The sequence below is a fragment of the Microbacterium sp. NPDC055910 genome (assembly GCF_042271185.1).
Classification (GTDB): domain Bacteria; phylum Actinomycetota; class Actinomycetes; order Actinomycetales; family Microbacteriaceae; genus Microbacterium.
Map to the genome: position 1 here is coordinate 1 of NZ_JBHJZS010000049.1, position 16299 is coordinate 16299.

Sequence of the window (16299 nt, forward strand, 5' to 3'; positions counted from 1 at the left end):
CCCGAACGCCGCCCGCGCGGTCATCGGGCGCCGACACACCGCCCGAGTGCGGATGCCGCGGGCTCGAGCCCGCGGCATCCGTCGTTTCCGGCGTGACGCACGGGGCAGAAGCGGCGCGAACCGACCTCGGATGACCGGTCGATCCTGCACACCGCACACGCAGTGACCTGAACCGCCTCTCGCACGAAGTACGGTCGAAGGTGACCGCATCACGAACGAGGTAGACGCATGTCCTCCGACGCACCTTCACGCCGCGCGCGTCCGACGCGCCGCTCACTCCGCGTGAAAGACGACGGCCCGCGCGCCAGCTTCGGGCAGCTGCTCCCCTACCTCTTCGAGCACAAGCACACCCTCATCGTCGTGTCGATCCTGAGCGTCTTCGGCTCGGGCACGATGCTCGTGCAGCCGCTGCTGGTCGGGCAGGTCATCGACCGCGTGCAGCGCAGCCTCGACCTCGGCGTGCTGCTGTGGGCGCTCGTCGGCTTCGTCGTCGTGTCGTCGCTCATCACGGCTTGGCAGCACTACCTGCTGCAGCGCACGGGCACCGCCGTCGTCTACTCCAGTCGACGCAAGCTCATCGCGCGCATCTTCCACCTGCCGATCAGCGAGTTCGACGCCCGTCGCACGGGCGATCTCGTCTCGCGCGTCGGCAGCGACACGACGCTGCTCTACGCCGCGCTCACCCAGGGCCTCGCCGATGCGATCGGCAACGCTCTGCTCTTCGCCGGCGCCCTCATCGCGATGGCCGTCATCGACGTCGTGCTGCTGGCGATCATCGTGGTCGTCATCGGCGTCTCGGTCATCGGCGTCGTGGCCCTCAGCGGCAAGATCCGCACGGCTTCGACCGAGCAGCAGGAGAAGGTCGGCGAGCTCGCATCGGGAGTCGAACGAGCCGTGGGTTCGATCCGCACGGTGCGTGCGTCGGGTGCGACCGACCGCGAGGTGGCATCCGTCTCGGAACGTGCGTCGGACGCCTACCGCGTCGGCGTCCGCATCGCGAAGATCTCCGCCCTCGTCGTGCCGATCGCCGGCATCGCCCTGCAGGTCTCGCTGCTCGTCGTGATCGGGTTCGGCGGGTTCCGTGTCGCGACGGGCGCGATCACCATCGCGAGCCTCGTGATGTTCATCATGTTCCTGTTCATGCTGATCGCTCCGCTCGGGTCGTTCTTCGGCGCGATCACCTCGGTCAACCAGGCCCTGGGCGCGCTCGGTCGCATCCAGGAGGTGCTCGAGCTGCCGATCGAATCGCAGCACGACGCCGAGATCGCGGCGCGAGTGCCCCACACAGCCGCACCCCGCACCTCGGCGGCGATCGAATTCCGCGACGTGCACTTCCGCTACCCCGAGGCCGTCGTCCAGGCCCGGCGCAAGGCCGAGTCCGAGGCCATCGCCGTGCTCGAGAGCGCGCACGTCGACACCTCGGTGCTCGCAGAGTCCGAGACGACGGATGCCGCGGGCGATGTGCTGCGCGGAGTCTCGTTCTCGGTGCCGCGCGGCGCGCGTGTCGCCCTCGTGGGGCCATCGGGTGCAGGCAAGAGCACGACGCTGGCGCTCATCGAGCGGTTCTACGACCCCACCGCCGGCGCCATCCTGCTCGACGGCGTCGACGTGCGCGAGATCGACCGCGACGCCCTGCGCGCGCAGCTCGGCTACGTCGAGCAGGATGCACCGACCCTCGCCGGCACGATCGGCGACAACCTGCGTCTGGCCTCACCCGACGCAACCGACGCGGCGTGCGAAGCGGTGCTGCGCGCCGTGAACCTCGGCGACGTGCTCGACCGCAATCCGCTCGGACTCGACGCGCCCGTTGGCGAAGCGGGCGTCATGCTCTCGGGCGGCGAGCGCCAGCGCCTCGCGATCGCGCGCGCGCTGCTCGCCGCTCCCCCCATCCTGCTGCTCGACGAGTCGACGTCCTCGCTCGACGGGCTCAACGAGCAGCGCATGCGCGAGGCGATCGACGCCGTCGCACAGGACCGCACGCTCATCGTCATCGCCCACCGTCTGTCGACGGTCGTGGACAGCGACCACATCGTCGTGCTCGAGCACGGTCGCGTGGTCGGCCAGGGCACGCACTCCGAGCTCGTCGCCTCGACACCGCTGTACCGCGACCTCGCGAAGCACCAGCTGCTCGTGTGACGCGACGCGCGCTTCTCGGCGCCCGCGTTCAAGCCCAACCGGGGTTTGGGGCGCATTCCGTCAACGACACGCCACGCAGCCCGGCGTGTCGCGGCAGCATCCCGCCCCAAACCGCCGCGGCGAGCTCCCGGCGACGCCCACCAGGGGATTTGGGGCGCATTCCGTCAACGACAAGCCACGCAGCCCGGCGTGTCGCGGCAGCATCCCGCCCCAAACCGCCGCAGTGAGTCCCGCGACGCCCGTCAACGACACGCCACGCAGCCCGGCGTGTCGCGGCAGCATCCCGCCCCAAACCGCCGCGGTGAGTCCCGCGACGCCCACCAGCGGGGTTTGGGGCGCATTCCGTCAACGACACGCCACCCCGCCCGGGGTGTCGCGGCAGCATCCCGCCCCAAACCGCCGCAGTGAGTCCCGCGACGCCCACCAGGGGGTTTGGGGCGTAATCCGTCGACGACACGCCACGCAGCCCGGGGTGTCGCGGCAGCATCCCGCCCCAAACCGCCGCAGTGAGTCCCGCGACGCCCACCAGCGGGGTTTGGGGCGTAATCCGTCGACGACACGCCACGCAGCCCGGGGTGTCGCGAGAGGAATCCGCCCCGAACTCGCAAGAGGCACCTGCACCGAGCGTCGGAGAGCGGATGCCGCGTCCCGATGTCGCGGACACAGAACGCATCGCGCACGGCGGCGCATCGAAACGTCGCCACACCCCGGCCCTGCGCTCGCTCGCCTCATTCTGCTCGGTTCAGCTCGCGCGGCGCGCAGAGTGAGTCACATGAACGAATGACGTCGCCCGCTGAGGCGCGTCACGTCGAGGAGGGGGTCTCCCCGCTCGCCCCGACCAGACATAGACAGACGGATGCCCCGACCCCCGCGGCGCGGGCGTGTCGGGGCATCCGTCAGGTTGGTCAGGCGCGCTGCAGGCGGTAGCGCAGCGCGGCGAGCTCTGCCCACAGCGGCGCGGGCACCCGGCCCTCGAAGGTCTGGTAGAACTCCTCGGTGAGGTCGGCCTCCTTCGCCCACGACGCGCGGTCGATCGCGAAGAGCTCGTCGAGGTCTTCCTGCGGCACGTCGATGCCGTCGAGGTTGAGATCCGACGTGCGCGGAAGGCGCCCGATCGGGCTGTCGACGGCGGGGACGTCGCCTTCGATGCGGCGGATGATCCAGTCGATGACGCGGGAGTTGTCGCCGAAACCGGGCCACAGGAAGCGCCCGTCCGAGCCCTTGCGGAACCAGTTCACCTGGAAGATCCGCGGCGCGCGGTCGAAGCGCAGCTTCTGCCCGACCTTGAGCCAGTGTCCGAAGTAGTCGGCCATGTTGTAGCCGCAGAACGGCAGCATGGCGAACGGGTCGCGGCGCAGCTCGCCGACCGTGCCCTCGGCGGCCGCCGTGCGCTCGGACGACACGTTCGAGCCCATGAAGACGCCGTGCGTCCAGTCGGTCGCCTCGACGACGAGCGGCACGTTCGTCGCGCGGCGCCCGCCGAACAGGATCGCATCCAGCGGCACACCCTCGGGTGCATCCCAGTCCGAGGCGATCTGCGGGCACTGGGCCGCCGCCACGGTGAAGCGCGAGTTGGGGTGGGCGGCGGGACGACCGGATGCCGGTGTCCAGGGCTCGCCCTGCCAGTCGGTCAGCTCGGCGGGAGCCTCGTCGGTCAGACCCTCCCACCAGACGTCGCCGTCGGGCCGCAGCGCGACGTTCGTGAAGATCGTGTTGCCCCACAGCGTCTCGACGGCGGTGACGTTGGTCGACTCGCCCGTGCCCGGTGCGACGCCGAAGAAGCCGGCCTCGGGGTTGATCGCCCACAGACGCCCGTCCTCACCGGGACGCAGCCATGCGATGTCGTCGCCGAGAGTCTCGACGCGCCAGCCCGGGATCGTGGGGCGCAGCATCGCGAGGTTGGTCTTGCCGCACGCCGACGGGAACGCCGCCGCGACGTGGTACGCCTTGCCCTCGGGCGAGATGACGCGGATGAGCAGCATGTGCTCGGCGAGCCAGCCCTCGTCGCGGCCGATGACCGAGGCGATGCGCAGCGCGAAGCACTTCTTCGCCAGGATCGCGTTGCCGCCGTATCCCGAGCCGAACGACCACACCTCGAGCGTGTCGGGGAAGTGCACGATGTACTTCTCGTCGTTGCAGGGCCACGCGACGTCCTGCTCACCCTCCGCGAGCGGGGCGCCGACCGTGTGTACGGTCTTGACCCACGGCGCGCCGTTCGCGATCTCGCGCAGCACGTCGTCGCCGACGCGGGTCATGATCTCGATGGATGCCACGGCATAGGCGCTGTCGGTGACCTGAACGCCGATGTGCGACAGCGGACCGCCGACCGCGCCCATCGAGAACGGCACGACGTACATCGTGCGACCGGTCATCGAGCCGTCGAAGAGGGGGGTGATCGTCGCGCGGATCTCGTCGGGGGCGGCCCAGTTGTTGGTCGGGCCGGCGTCTTCCTCGCGCTCGGAGGCGATGAAGGTGCGCCCCTCGGTGCGGGCGACGTCGCTCGGGTGCGACCGGGCGAGGTACGATCCGGGACGCCATTCCGGGTTGAGCTTGATGAGCTGACCGTCGTCGACCATCTTCCGCAGCAGCGCGTCGTTCTCGGACCGCGAGCCGTCGACCCAGTGGATGCGGTCGGGCTTCGTCAGAGCCGCGATCTCGTCGACCCACGCCTCGAGGTCGGCCATACCCGGTCCGGACACCGCCGGGCGAGCGCCGGAGCCCGATTCGGGGGCGGCGACGGTGCGGATGCTGCCGGTGGCGGGTCGCGTGGAGATGTCGGCCAGAGCCATGGGGAGGTCCTCTCGGTCGGCGGCACGGGAAAACGCGTGCACGACCACTCTCGTCGTATTCGCGCGCACTTTCCGCGTTCCAGGCTGACAAATTCTGCGATTCTTTCGATACCATCAAGGAATGGCGCCCTCCCCTCTCGAACTGTCCACCCTCGGTCATCGCATCCGCCACCAGCGGGTGAGCGAGGGACTCACGCTCGACGAACTGGGCGAGATCGTCGGGATCGCCGGGAGCCAGCTCAGCCTCATCGAGAACGGCAAACGCGAGCCGAAGCTGTCCGTGCTGCAGGCCATCGCATCCGCGACCCAGGTCGAGGTCGCCGACCTGCTCTCGAACGAGCCGCCCAACCGGCGTGCGGCCCTCGAGATCGAGCTCGACCGCGCTCAGTCCAGTTCGGTGTTCCGCCAGCTCGGCGTCGCCCCCGTCAAAGTGACGAAGGGCATGGCCGACGAGACGATCGAATCGGTCCTCGGCCTCCACCGCGAACTGCAGCGTCGTGAGAGCGAGGCGATCGCGACACCCGAAGAGGCCCGACGCGCCAACACCGAACTGCGCTTGAAGATGCGGCGGATCGACAACTACCTGCCCGACATCGAGAAGCTCGCCGAGAAGCAGCTGCGGGCCGCGGGGCACGTCTCCGGCGCCCTGACACACCGCACGGTCAGCCTCATGGCCGAAAGGCTCGGTTTCGAGCTCATCTACGTCAACGATCTGCCGCACTCCGCGCGCTCGGTCACCGATCTCGAGAACGGGCGCATCTACCTGCCGCCCGCATCGATCCCCGGCGGGCACGGCCTGCGCTCGATGGCGCTGCAGGCGATGGCGCATCGACTGCTCGGTCACGTGCGCCCCACCGACTACGCCGACTTCCTGCAGCAGCGACTCGAGATCAACTACTACGCGGCCTGCTGCCTCATGCCCGAAACGGCATCGGTCGCGTTCCTGCAGCAGGCCAAGAAAGACCGAAACCTCGCCGTCGAGGACTTCCGCGACGCGTTCGGTGTGACCCACGAAGCGGCCGGGATGCGGCTCACCAACCTCGCGACCCACCATCTGGGCATCAAGCTGCATTTCCTGCGCGTCGACGGGGTGGGCACGATCTCGCGCGTCTACGAGAACGACGATCTGCCGCTGCCCATGGACGTCACCGGCGCCGTCGACGGCCAGATCGCGTGCCGCAAGTTCTCGGCGCGCGCCGCCTTCTCGGAGCAGAACCGCACGACCGAGCACTACCAGTACACCGACACCCCCGCCGGCACCTACTGGTGCTCGACTCAGATCGGCTCGACGTCCGACGGCGAGTTCTCGATCACGGTCGGCGTGCCCTTCGACGACGCGCGCTGGTTCCGGGGGCGTGAGACCCAGAAGCGTGGTGTGTCGACGTGCCCGGGCGAGTCCTGCTGCCGCCGCGCGCCGGCGGATGTCGCCGAGCGGTGGGCGGGCAAGGCCTGGCCGAGCGCGCGCGTGCACATGCAGATGTTCTCGCCGCTCCCCCGCGGAGCCTTCCCCGGAGTCGACGACAACGAGGTGTACGCCTTCCTCGATCGGCACGCCTGAGCCGCGGCATCCGGCACCGCGCCGCGGCGCGTGCGACGGTGCTCGGATGCGCGGGCGCGCTCAGCTCTCGACGGTGACCTCGACGCGGGGCGGGAGCACCGTGGGGTGGGTTCCGGCCATCTGCTCGACGACGCGCACGACCTGCGTCGAGTAGCCGAACTCGTTGTCGTACCAGACATAGAGGATGAGGTTCGTCTCGTCGGCGATCGTCGCGAGCCCGTCGACGATGCCCGCACGGTGCGACCCGACGAAGTCGGTCGACACGACCTCGGGCGACTCGACGTAGTCGATCTGCTGGCGCAGCTTGGAGTGCAGCGACGCGCGGCGCAGGTAGTCGTTGACCTCGTCCTTGTTCGTGGGGCGCTCGAGCGTCAGGTTGAGCACGGCGAGCGAGACGTTGGGGGTGGGCACGCGGATCGCCGAGCCGGTGAGCTTGCCCTCGAGCTGCGGCAGCGCCTTCGCGACGGCCTTGGCTGCGCCGGTCTCGGTGATGACCATGTTGAGCACGGCCGAGCGTCCGCGGCGGTCGCCCTTGTGGAAGTTGTCGATGAGGTTCTGGTCGTTCGTGAACGAGTGCACCGTCTCGACGTGTCCGCGCACGACGCCGTAGGCCTCATCGATCGCCTTGAGGACGGGGGTGATCGCGTTCGTCGTGCACGACGCGGCCGACAGGATGCGGTCCTCGGCGGTCATCGTGTCGTTGTTGATGCCGTAGACGATGTTCTTGATCGGGGTCTTGCCCGGTGCCGTCAGCAGGACGCGCGCGACGCCGGTCGAGCGCAGGTGCTGCGAGAGGCCCTCTTCGTCGCGCCAGCGTCCGGTGTTGTCGACGACGATCGCGTCACGGATGCCGTACGAGGTGTAGTCGATCGCGGCGGGGTCATCGGCGTAGATGACCTGGATGCGCGTGCCGTTCGCGATGATCTGCTGCGCGTCTTCGTCGACCGTGACGGTGCCGTCGAACGGCCCGTGCACGGAGTCGCGCAGCAGCAGGCTCGCGCGCTTGACGAGGTCATTCGAGCCGCCCTTGCGCACGACGACGGCGCGCAGGCGCAGGCCCCGTCCGCCGCCCTGGTGCGCGACGAGGATGCGCGCGAGCAGGCGCCCGATACGGCCGAACCCGTACAGGACGACGTCGGTGCCGCCGGCCGGGTAGGCATCGGCGTCGAGCACGTCGGCGAGCTCACCGGCCAGGTACTCCTCGAGGTCGACGCCCGATTCGTCGTGTCCGACGATGAGGCGCGCGACGTCGAGCGACGCGGGGCCAGGCGCGACCGCGCGCAGGCCCTCGAGCACGCGCAGCGTCTCGTCGAGGGGGATGGCGGCGTGGCCCAGCTGCTCGACACGCTCGTGCGCCTCGATGATGCCGGTGACCGACAGGTTGATGAGACGGTGTCCGTGCAGAGACGTCACGACGCCTCGATCGCGGTAGAGCGCGCCGATGTGCGGGATCATCCGCTCGGCGACCTGCTCGAGCGCGACCCAGGCCGCGCGGTCTTCGTCGTACGTGGGCATGCGTGCTCCTCTGCGCGCCGGGGCTGTGGCGCCCCGCGGCGCTGCGTCTGGGGGAAGTGGGCGGTCGAGTCGACCGCGACCATTCTAGGAGGCCGCCGTGAAGGAATCCCGGGGCTCGAGCCGTTGCGGCGCGTCAAGATCTGCCCTTCTTTCCGCGCCGTCAACGTCGCGGGATCAGAACGAGCCGACCACCAACGCCACGACGTCAGAACGGGTTGGGCGTCAGCGTGTACTTCGTCTGCAGGTACTCGTGGATGCCCTCGGCACCGCCCTCGCGCCCCAGGCCCGACATCTTCCAGCCTCCGAACGGCGCCGCGGCATTCGACACGACACCGACGTTGAGCCCCATCATGCCGGTCTCCAGACGCTCGATCATGCGCTGGCCGCGGGCGAGATTCTCGGTGAAGACGTACGAGACGAGTCCGTATTCGGTGTCGTTCGCGAGCCGCACGGCGTCGTCCTCCGTGTCGAACGGGATGATCGCGAGCACAGGTCCGAAGATCTCCTCACGCAGGATCTCGCTGCCCGCCTGCACGTCGCTGATGACGGTCGGCTGGTAGAAGGTTCCGTCGCCGTCGATCCGCGCGCCGCCGGTACGCAGCGTCGCTCCTCGGCCGACGGCATCCGTCACGAGCTCTTCCGCCTTCGCGACAGCCTTGTCGTCGATGAGCGGACCGATCTGGACGCCCTCCTCGGTGCCGCGCCCGATCGTCATGCCCTGCACGCGCTCGGTGACCCGCGCGGCGAACTCGTCGGCGATCGAGCGGTGCACGATGAAGCGGTTCGCGGCCGTGCAGGCCTGGCCGATGTTGCGGAACTTCGCCAGGAGCGCTCCTTCGACCGCCTTGTCGAGGTCGGCGTCGTCGAACACGACGAAGGGGGCGTTGCCGCCGAGCTCCATCGACGTGCGCAGCACGCCTTCGGCCGCCTGCTCGAGCAGGCGCTGGCCGACCGGGGTCGATCCCGTGAACGACAGCTTGCGCAAGCGCGGGTCGCGGATGATGGGTTCCGAGACAGCCCCGGACGACGCCGTCGCAATGACGTTGACCACTCCCGCGGGCACGCCGGCGTCTTCGAGCAGCTGCGCGAAGTAGAGGGTCGTGAGCGGCGTGAGCGCGGCGGGCTTGATGACGACGGTGCAGCCGGCGGCGAGCGCGGGCGCGATCTTGCGCGTCGCCATCGCGAGAGGGAAGTTCCACGGCGTGATGAGGTAGCAGGGGCCGACGGGATGCTGCGACACGATCATGCGGCCCGTGCCCTCGGGGTTCGCCCCGTAACGGCCCTGCACGCGCACGGTCTCCTCGCTGAACCAGCGCAGGAACTCACCGCCGTATGCGACCTCTCCGCGGGCCTCGGCGAGCGGCTTGCCCATCTCGATCGTCATGAGCAGCGCGAACTCTTCCTTGCGCTCCTGCAGCAGGTCGAACGCGCGCCGCAGGATCTCGGCGCGTTCCCGCGACGGGGTCGCCGCCCAGGCGGGGAACGCATCGACCGCTGCGTCGAGCGCGGCCATGCCGTCGGCGGCTCCCGCACTCGCGATCGTCTTGACGACGTCGCCGGTCGCGGGGTCGAACACGTCGAGCGTGCGCCCGTCCGCAGCCGCACGCCACTCTCCCCCGATGAACAGTCCGTCCTCGACGGATGCCAGCAGCTCGGTCTCGCGGTTCTCGCTCACGGGGACTCCCTCGTCATGTCCGGGATGCCGCAGCACGCAGCATCCTCAAATCGTATACGATCCTGGGGTTTGCTGTCCTATTGTCACCCGGACGGGTGGGTGAGGGCGATGTCCTGCGTGTACAGAACCCGGAGGAGACCCTCCGCCGGGGCGAATCCGTCAGAAGCTCTCGACGAAGCGCACATCCATGCCGGTGAGCCGGTCGGGGACGCCGTCGAAGGCGGCCGCGCGGGCATCGGAGGCACGGTACTCCGTCTCGAGTGCGAGGAAGGCCGCTTCGTCGCCCTCGGCGCTGACCGCCCAGATGAACTCGTTCGTCTCGCGGATGCCGTAGGCGAACTCGATCGTGAACCCCGCCGCGGGGCGCACGACCTTCATCGTCGCCTGCCACCACGCGACGAAGTCGTCGTACTGTCCGTCGACAAGGGAGTACCGGCGCAACTGGGTCGTCTTCATCCCTCCATCATGCCCGCGCCGTGCCCGCGCGACTGCCGCCATGACCGCACCCTGCCCGCGCGACTGCCGCGATGACCGCGCCATTGGCCGCGAGACTGCAACGGGGCGCCGAAACAGCGGGGTGACCCCGCAGTCTCGGCAAGCCGTTGCAGTCTCGCGGTCGAAGGGTGCGTCGCGCGGTCGAAGGGTGCGTCGCGCGGTCGAAGGGTGCGTCGCGCGGGCGAAGGGTGCGTCGAGCGGGCGGAGGGAGCCGGCGGGAGCGACCTATACTCGAACCGTCCGGCGGCGTCGCAGCCGCCCGGTGCTCGAAAAATGAGCACGCAGCCGTCCCGGCAGGGTCTGGGCGCGCGAGACACATACGGCCTCGATCCGTCGTCCCTGCTCTCGGGAGTTCTCATGCCCACCGTCTCCGCCCATGTCGCCGTGACCCTCGCCCGCCACATCGATCACGTCTTCGGTGTCATGGGCAATGGAAACGCCTGGTTCCTCGACGCCCTCGTGTGCGACACCCCCGCCGGATATACGGCCGTCCGCCACGAAGCGGGTGCGGTCGTCGCCGCGGATGCATTCCACCGCGCGTCCGGTCGCCTCGCCGCCGCGACCGCGACGTACGGCGCCGGCTTCACCAACACGCTGACGGCGCTCGCCGAAGCCGTGCAGGCCCACGTGCCGCTCGTGCTCGTGGTCGGCGACGAGCCGACGTCGGGCCCGCGCCCGTGGGACGTCGACCAGATCGCCCTCGCCTCGGCGGTCGGCGCGCGCACGTACACGGTCGGCAGAGCGGATGCCGCCGCCACGACCGTCATCGCGATCGAGCACGCCCTCACCTATCGCGTGCCGACCGTGCTCGCGATCCCCTACGACGTCGCGACTCTCGACGCGGGGCCTGTGCCCGACACCCTCGATCCGCGCCTGCCCGAGCCCCTGCAGCCGAGCCCTTTCGCGCGCGAGAGCGTCATCGAGCTCGCGCGCGCTCTCGCCGCTGCGCGCCGACCGTTCCTGCTCGCCGGGCGCGGGGCGTGGGTCTCGGGAGCGGGCGACGCCCTCGGCGCGCTCGCCGAGGCCACGGGAGCGATCACGGCCGGCACGGCGCTCGGACGCGGAGTGTTCCCCGCCACGGAGTTCGACCTCGGCGTGACGGGCGGCTTCGGCGCCGAGGGGGCCATGGAGCTCATCCGCGATGCCGACGTCGCCGTCGTGTTCGGTGCATCCCTCAATCAGTTCACGATGCGCTTCGGCGAGCTCTTCTCACCCGCCACGCGCGTCGTGCAGGTCGACGTCGCGCCCACCGCGACGCATCCGCACGTCGGCGGATACATCCGAGGAGACGCCCGCGTCGTCGCCGAGGCGCTCAACACCGAGCTCGCCGCGCTCGCTGCGACGTCGTCGGGGTGGCGCGAATCGGTCGACATCGCCCGGCTGCGCACGCAGGAGCCCGGCGACGGCGTCGCGGCGGACGGCCGCCTCGACCCGCGCAGCGTCGCGGCCCGTATCGGCGAGCTGCTGCCCGAGGATCGGGTCGTCGTCTCGGACGGCGGGCACTTCATCGGGTGGGCGAACATGTACTGGCCCGTCGCCTCACCCGACCGGATGATGATGGTCGGCACGGCGTACCAGTCGATCGGCCTCGGCTTCCCCTCGGTTCCGGGGGCGGCGCTGGCCCGGCCCGAGGCGACCGTCGTGCTCACGACGGGCGACGGAGGCGGGCTCATGGCACTCGCCGACCTCGAGTCGGCCGTGCGCGTCGCGGGCGGGCGCGGCCTCACGGTCGTGTGGAACGACGCCGCGTACGGCGCCGAGGTGAATCTGTACGGCCTCAAGGGGGTCGCGACGGGTCCCATGATGATCCCCGACGTCGACTTCGCCGGTCTGGCCCGCGCCGTCGGCGCCGAGGGCGTCGTGGTGCGCGAACTCGCGGATCTCGACCGCCTCGCCTCGTGGACCGCCGAGGACCCCGCGACCCGCCCCCACCTGCTGCTGGACGTGCGCATCTCGGGCGCCGTCGTCGCCCCGTACCAGCAGGAGATCATCCGCGTGAACTCCTGACCCCCGCGCCGACTCCTGACCCGCGCCGACTCCTGACCCCCGCGTGAACTTGACGCCGCACGGTCATGACCCCCGCGCGGCCATGACCGCGAGACTGCAACGGCACGCCGAGACCGTGGGGTTCGCCCGCTCTTTCGACCTCCCGTTGCAGTCTCGCGGTCAGAGGGAGAGTGAGGCGGATGCCGCGGCGCGGCGCAGATCGCGGATGGCCGAGCGGGTGTCGGTGCGGCGCGTGCAGAGGTACACGTGGCACTCGCCCGCGTCGACGATGGGACGGTACACGACCCCCGGATGCTGCAGGCGAGTCGCCACGGACGCGGCGGTCATCAGCAGGTGCCCCTCGAAAGCGACCTGGTTGAGTGCTTCCTCCATCGTCTCGACCCAGGCGCCGTAGCGCACCGGCACGCCGCTCGGCCGAGGATCGACGACCCAGAACCGCGTCCACTCGCGCGCCGCGCCGGAGGCGCCGAGAAGGGAATAGCCGTCGAGATCGGCGAGGGTGACCTGGGCGAGGTGCGCCAGCGGCGAATCGACGGGAACCCCCACGACGCGCGGCTCGACGTGCACGGGGATCATGTCGAGCCCGTCCGTGCCGGCATACGGCGGACGGGCGAGTGAGGCATCGAGATCGCCCGCGACGAGGCGACTCACCTGCTCGCCCCACCCGACCTGCAGGAGGCGGATGCGGATGTCCGGGCGTGCCCGGCGATACGTCCCGAGGAACCCCGCGTCGGGCCCTGCGGGGTAGCCGTTGATGAAGCCGATGCGCAGCTCGGGATCCACCGTCTCGCCCATCGCGAGGCGAGCATGGGTGAGCGAGACGGAGGCATGCTCCATGAACCGCTCCCCCGCCGCCGTGAGCCGCACGGGCTTCGTGCCGCGCTCGACGAGTACGAGACCGACGGCGCTCTCCAGTCGCTGGATCTGCTGAGTCATCGCGGGCGGCGTGATGTGCAGGCGTTCCGCGGCGCGCGTGAACGTCCCCTCCTCCATCAGCACGGAGAGAGAGTGCACGAGGTTGAGATTCAAGAACTCCGTCATTGCAGCCTTCCGGACCCACGGCATGAAGGTCGGGCTTAATCCGGGGTCGGACTCACCAATGTACAGCTCGGCGCACCTCTGAAAAGGTCGGATTCACGGCGACGATGCCGGGATCTCCCTCGTCGCTTCGTCCAGCGAAAGGGATCAGATGATTTCGTCCACCACGAGGCCTGCAGCGGCTGTCGTCACCGGCGCCGCCTCGGGAATCGGCCGCGCGATCGCCGACCTCGTCATCGAGCGCGGCGGCCGCGTACTCGGCTTCGACACCGATGCGGCCGGGCTCGACGCGGCGGCCGCCGCCCACGGCGACTCCTTCGTGCCGTTCACTGGCAGCGTCGCCTCGGCGGCCGACAGCGAGGCGGCGATCGAGCGGGCCGAAGCCGCCTTCGGCGAGATCGACAGCCTCTTCAACGTCGCCGGCACGATCCGCGCGGCAGCGATCGTCGACCTCGCCGAGCCCGAATGGGACATGACCGTCGACGTCGTCCTGCGCGGCACGTTCCTGTGCACGAAGTTCGCCGCGCGCAGCATGATCAGGGCGGAGCGCGGCGGGGCCATCGTCAACATCTCGTCTGTCAACGCGCACCTGCCGATCTGGGGCGGCAGCGCCTATGCCGCCGCGAAGTCGGGGGTCGAGATGTTCGGGCGCAACGCGGCGCTCGAACTGGGACGTTACGGCATCCGAGTCAACACGATCCTTCCTGGCCTCGTCGATACGCCGATGGCGGCGTTCATCACCCAGAACGAGGGCATCATGACCGAGTTCGATGCGAACGCAATCCTCAAGCGACCCGCCCAGCCGCGCGAGCTCGCCGAGCCCGCCGTCTTCCTCGCGAGCGATGCCGCGAGCTATGTCACCGGTGCGACCCTGACGGTCGACGGCGGCTACGAGATCGGCGGCTATCCCGACCTCAGCGCACACCTGGGCTGAACTTCACCACCCACCCGAAAGGAAACGCAATGACGATCACCACCCCACCCGCCGCCGAACCGCGCACCTCGTACGAATTCGAATTCGCACACCAGATGGATGACATCGACGCGCTCATCGAGACCGAGACGAACCCCGCCCGCCGCCGCATCCTCATCAACTACCGCCGTCACGGGATGCTGGAGGTCTCCGGCCGCTACGACGAGCTGCTCGCCGAGAACATGACCGTCCGCCACCCGAAGTACCGCATCTTCGAAGGCGGTGCGGGCGTCATCCTGGACGGGATGCAGCAGGTGCGCGACTTCTACGCGATGCTCGCCGACATGGACATGCTCGTCATGTGGACCGGCCGGCAGAAGATGGCCGTGGCCGAGTGGGGCTTCGCGGGCGAAGCGGAGTTCAGCCAGTTCGTGCCGGGCAAGCTGCTCGGCGACAACGTGTTCGCCTCGGCCGGCGACGAGTCGGCCGCGAGCTCGGAGTACGACCCCGACGGCTGGTATCTCGTGCGCCGAACGCTCGCATTCGCGTGGATGTACGACGAGAATCAGCTCATGATCGGCGAGCACGTCTACGAGGACACGGAGTCGAAGGTCGTCACCCAGGTGTCGGCCGACGAGGTCATCACGGCCGCGCGCGCCGCCGAACTGCTGGCCGGGATCATCGACAAGTACCCGCTGGGCGGATGACCTCGAACCGGTGGGCCCCGCGGATGACCGGGGTCCACCGGTTTCCTCTGAGAAACGGAACCCGATGTCGACGACGACAACGATGCATCCCGAGACCGACGCCCTCGACCCCGAGGAGCGGATGTCACGGGAGGAGATCCAGGAGCTGCAGCTCGCACGGCTGCAGGAGACCGTGCGCCACGCCTACGCGAACGTCCCCCTCTACACCCGCAAGCTCGACGGAGTGGGGGTGAGCCCCGACGACATCCGGTCGCTCGACGACCTCGCGCGCCTGCCCTTCACGACGAAGGAGGATCTGCGGGAGACCTACCCCTTCGGCATGTTCGCCGTTCCGATGGCCGAGGTGCGCCGCATCCATGCATCATCGGGAACGACGGGGCGGCCGACGGTCGTCGGATACACGCAGCGCGACCTCGACCACTGGGCGACCCTCGTCGCGCGCTCGCTGCGGGCGAGCGGTGTGCGGGCCGGGATGAAGGTGCACAACGCGTACGGGTACGGCCTGTTCACGGGCGGGCTCGGTGCGCATGCCGGCATCGAGCGGCTCGGGGCGACGGTCATCCCGATGTCGGGCGGTCAGACGGCGCGTCAGGTGCAGCTCATCCGCGACTTCGAGCCCGACGCGATCATGTGCACACCGAGCTATCTGCTCACGATCGCCGACGCGATGGAGGCGGCGGGCATCGATCCGCGCGCGACGAGCCTGCGCGTGGCGATCCTCGGCGCCGAGCCGTGGACGAACGAGATGCGTGTCGAGCTCGAACGCCGCCTCGACCTCGACGCGGTCGACATCTACGGACTCAGCGAGGTCATGGGACCGGGTGTCGGCAACGAATGCGTCGAGACGAAGGACGGCCCACACCTGTGGGAGGACCACTTCATCCCCGAGATCATCGACCCGGAGGGTGCGCCGCTCGCCGACGGCGAACGGGGCGAGCTCGTCTTCACGTCGCTCACGAAAGAGGCCTTCCCCGTGCTGCGCTACCGCACGCGCGACCTGACGCGCCTGCTTCCCGGGACGGCCCGGCCCGGAATGCGCCGGATGGAGAAGATCACCGGGCGCAACGACGACATGATCATCCTGCGCGGCGTCAACATCTTCCCGACGCAGATCGAGGAACTCGTGCTCGGCATCGAGACGCTCACGCCGCACTTCATCATCGAACTGACCAGGGAAGGGCGACTCGATGCCATGACGGTGCGCATCGAGCGATCGCCGCACCTGGAGCGGGCCGTCTGCGAAGCGGCGGCGGAAGTTCTCGCGGAGCGCATCAAGATCCACATCGGGTCGAGCGTCGCCGTCCGGCTCGAAGAGCCCGGCGCGTTGCCGCGCAGCGAGGGCAAGTACCAGCGCGTCTACGACAACCGTTGACGCGCCGCCCGCCGGCCGACCCGCGGGTCACGCGCACGGACCGGCGAGACTGCAACGGGAGGCCGAGACAGCGGGGTTAACCCACGGTCTCGGC

General features: G+C 69.7%; 11 protein-coding genes. 6 read left to right on the top strand and 5 right to left on the bottom strand.

All coding sequences use genetic code 11. The annotated features are described in order from the left end of the window. Positions 1–228 precede the first annotated feature (228 nt). Positions 229–2136: an ABC transporter ATP-binding protein gene (locus ACFC3F_RS14290; protein WP_376131110.1), complete on the top strand. Its 1908-nt coding sequence runs from the start codon at positions 229–231 to the stop codon at positions 2134–2136. 905 nt (positions 2137–3041) lie between these two features. On the opposite strand, the gene ACFC3F_RS14295 is transcribed toward ACFC3F_RS14290, so the two are convergent. Continuing rightward, the gene (locus ACFC3F_RS14295; RefSeq protein ID WP_376131113.1) at positions 3042–4925 is read right to left on the bottom strand and encodes a phosphoenolpyruvate carboxykinase (GTP); all 1884 of its coding nucleotides are present in this window, start codon (positions 4923–4925) and stop codon (positions 3042–3044) included. 121 nt (positions 4926–5046) lie between these two features. Between ACFC3F_RS14295 and ACFC3F_RS14300 the strand changes: the two genes are divergently transcribed. Continuing rightward, complete coding sequence (locus tag ACFC3F_RS14300; RefSeq protein ID WP_376131116.1) at positions 5047–6483, top strand: helix-turn-helix domain-containing protein; 1437 nt, start codon at positions 5047–5049, stop codon at positions 6481–6483. A gap of 60 nt (positions 6484–6543) precedes the next feature. Here the strand turns inward: ACFC3F_RS14300 and ACFC3F_RS14305 are convergent, their stop codons facing one another. The 3 genes from ACFC3F_RS14305 to ACFC3F_RS14315 all read right to left on the bottom strand — a co-directional run bounded on the left by ACFC3F_RS14305 (position 6544) and on the right by ACFC3F_RS14315 (position 10129). After that, positions 6544–7998, bottom strand: a complete 1455-nt coding sequence (locus ACFC3F_RS14305; RefSeq protein WP_376131118.1) for a glyceraldehyde-3-phosphate dehydrogenase — start codon at positions 7996–7998, stop codon at positions 6544–6546. A 205-nt stretch (positions 7999–8203) separates the two neighbouring features. Beyond that, entirely contained in the window at positions 8204–9673 is a 1470-nt protein-coding gene (locus tag ACFC3F_RS14310) for an NAD-dependent succinate-semialdehyde dehydrogenase (RefSeq protein ID WP_376131121.1), read from the bottom strand. A 159-nt stretch (positions 9674–9832) separates the two neighbouring features. Next, a complete protein-coding gene (locus ACFC3F_RS14315) occupies positions 9833–10129 on the bottom strand; it encodes a hypothetical protein (RefSeq protein ID WP_376131123.1) in 297 nt (98 codons plus the stop codon). 396 nt (positions 10130–10525) lie between these two features. Here ACFC3F_RS14315 and ACFC3F_RS14320 point away from each other — a divergent pair, with 396 nt between their 5' ends. Then, positions 10526–12175, top strand: a complete 1650-nt coding sequence (locus tag ACFC3F_RS14320; protein WP_376131126.1) for a thiamine pyrophosphate-binding protein — start codon at positions 10526–10528, stop codon at positions 12173–12175. A 159-nt stretch (positions 12176–12334) separates the two neighbouring features. Here the strand turns inward: ACFC3F_RS14320 and ACFC3F_RS14325 are convergent, their stop codons facing one another. Further along, positions 12335–13216, bottom strand: coding sequence for a LysR substrate-binding domain-containing protein (locus ACFC3F_RS14325; RefSeq protein ID WP_376131129.1), 882 nt, complete (start codon positions 13214–13216; stop codon positions 12335–12337). 148 nt (positions 13217–13364) lie between these two features. Between ACFC3F_RS14325 and ACFC3F_RS14330 the strand changes: the two genes are divergently transcribed. The 3 genes from ACFC3F_RS14330 (at position 13365) to paaK (ending at position 16205) form a co-directional block, all read left to right on the top strand. Continuing rightward, positions 13365–14147, top strand: a complete 783-nt coding sequence (locus ACFC3F_RS14330) for an SDR family NAD(P)-dependent oxidoreductase (protein ID WP_376131132.1) — start codon at positions 13365–13367, stop codon at positions 14145–14147. A 29-nt stretch (positions 14148–14176) separates the two neighbouring features. After that, complete coding sequence (locus tag ACFC3F_RS14335) at positions 14177–14833, top strand: hypothetical protein (protein ID WP_376131135.1); 657 nt, start codon at positions 14177–14179, stop codon at positions 14831–14833. Between the two features lie 64 nt (positions 14834–14897). After that, entirely contained in the window at positions 14898–16205 is a 1308-nt protein-coding gene (paaK, locus tag ACFC3F_RS14340) for a phenylacetate--CoA ligase PaaK (protein WP_376131138.1), read from the top strand. The last annotated feature ends 94 nt before the right edge of the window (positions 16206–16299 follow it).

Excerpts from the sequence above, each read along its gene's own strand:
- ACFC3F_RS14290 (WP_376131110.1), top strand. The coding sequence starts at position 229 with ATGTCCTCCGACGCACCTTCACGCCGCGCGCGTCCGACGCGCCGCTCA.
- ACFC3F_RS14295 (WP_376131113.1), bottom strand. The coding sequence starts at position 4,925 with ATGGCTCTGGCCGACATCTCCACGCGACCCGCCACCGGCAGCATCCGC.
- ACFC3F_RS14300 (WP_376131116.1), top strand. The coding sequence starts at position 5,047 with ATGGCGCCCTCCCCTCTCGAACTGTCCACCCTCGGTCATCGCATCCGC.
- ACFC3F_RS14305 (WP_376131118.1), bottom strand. The coding sequence starts at position 7,998 with ATGCCCACGTACGACGAAGACCGCGCGGCCTGGGTCGCGCTCGAGCAG.
- ACFC3F_RS14315 (WP_376131123.1), bottom strand. The coding sequence starts at position 10,129 with ATGAAGACGACCCAGTTGCGCCGGTACTCCCTTGTCGACGGACAGTAC.
- ACFC3F_RS14320 (WP_376131126.1), top strand. The coding sequence starts at position 10,526 with ATGCCCACCGTCTCCGCCCATGTCGCCGTGACCCTCGCCCGCCACATC.
- ACFC3F_RS14325 (WP_376131129.1), bottom strand. The coding sequence starts at position 13,216 with ATGACGGAGTTCTTGAATCTCAACCTCGTGCACTCTCTCTCCGTGCTG.
- ACFC3F_RS14330 (WP_376131132.1), top strand. The coding sequence starts at position 13,365 with ATGATTTCGTCCACCACGAGGCCTGCAGCGGCTGTCGTCACCGGCGCC.
- ACFC3F_RS14335 (WP_376131135.1), top strand. The coding sequence starts at position 14,177 with ATGACGATCACCACCCCACCCGCCGCCGAACCGCGCACCTCGTACGAA.
- paaK (WP_376131138.1), top strand. The coding sequence starts at position 14,898 with ATGTCGACGACGACAACGATGCATCCCGAGACCGACGCCCTCGACCCC.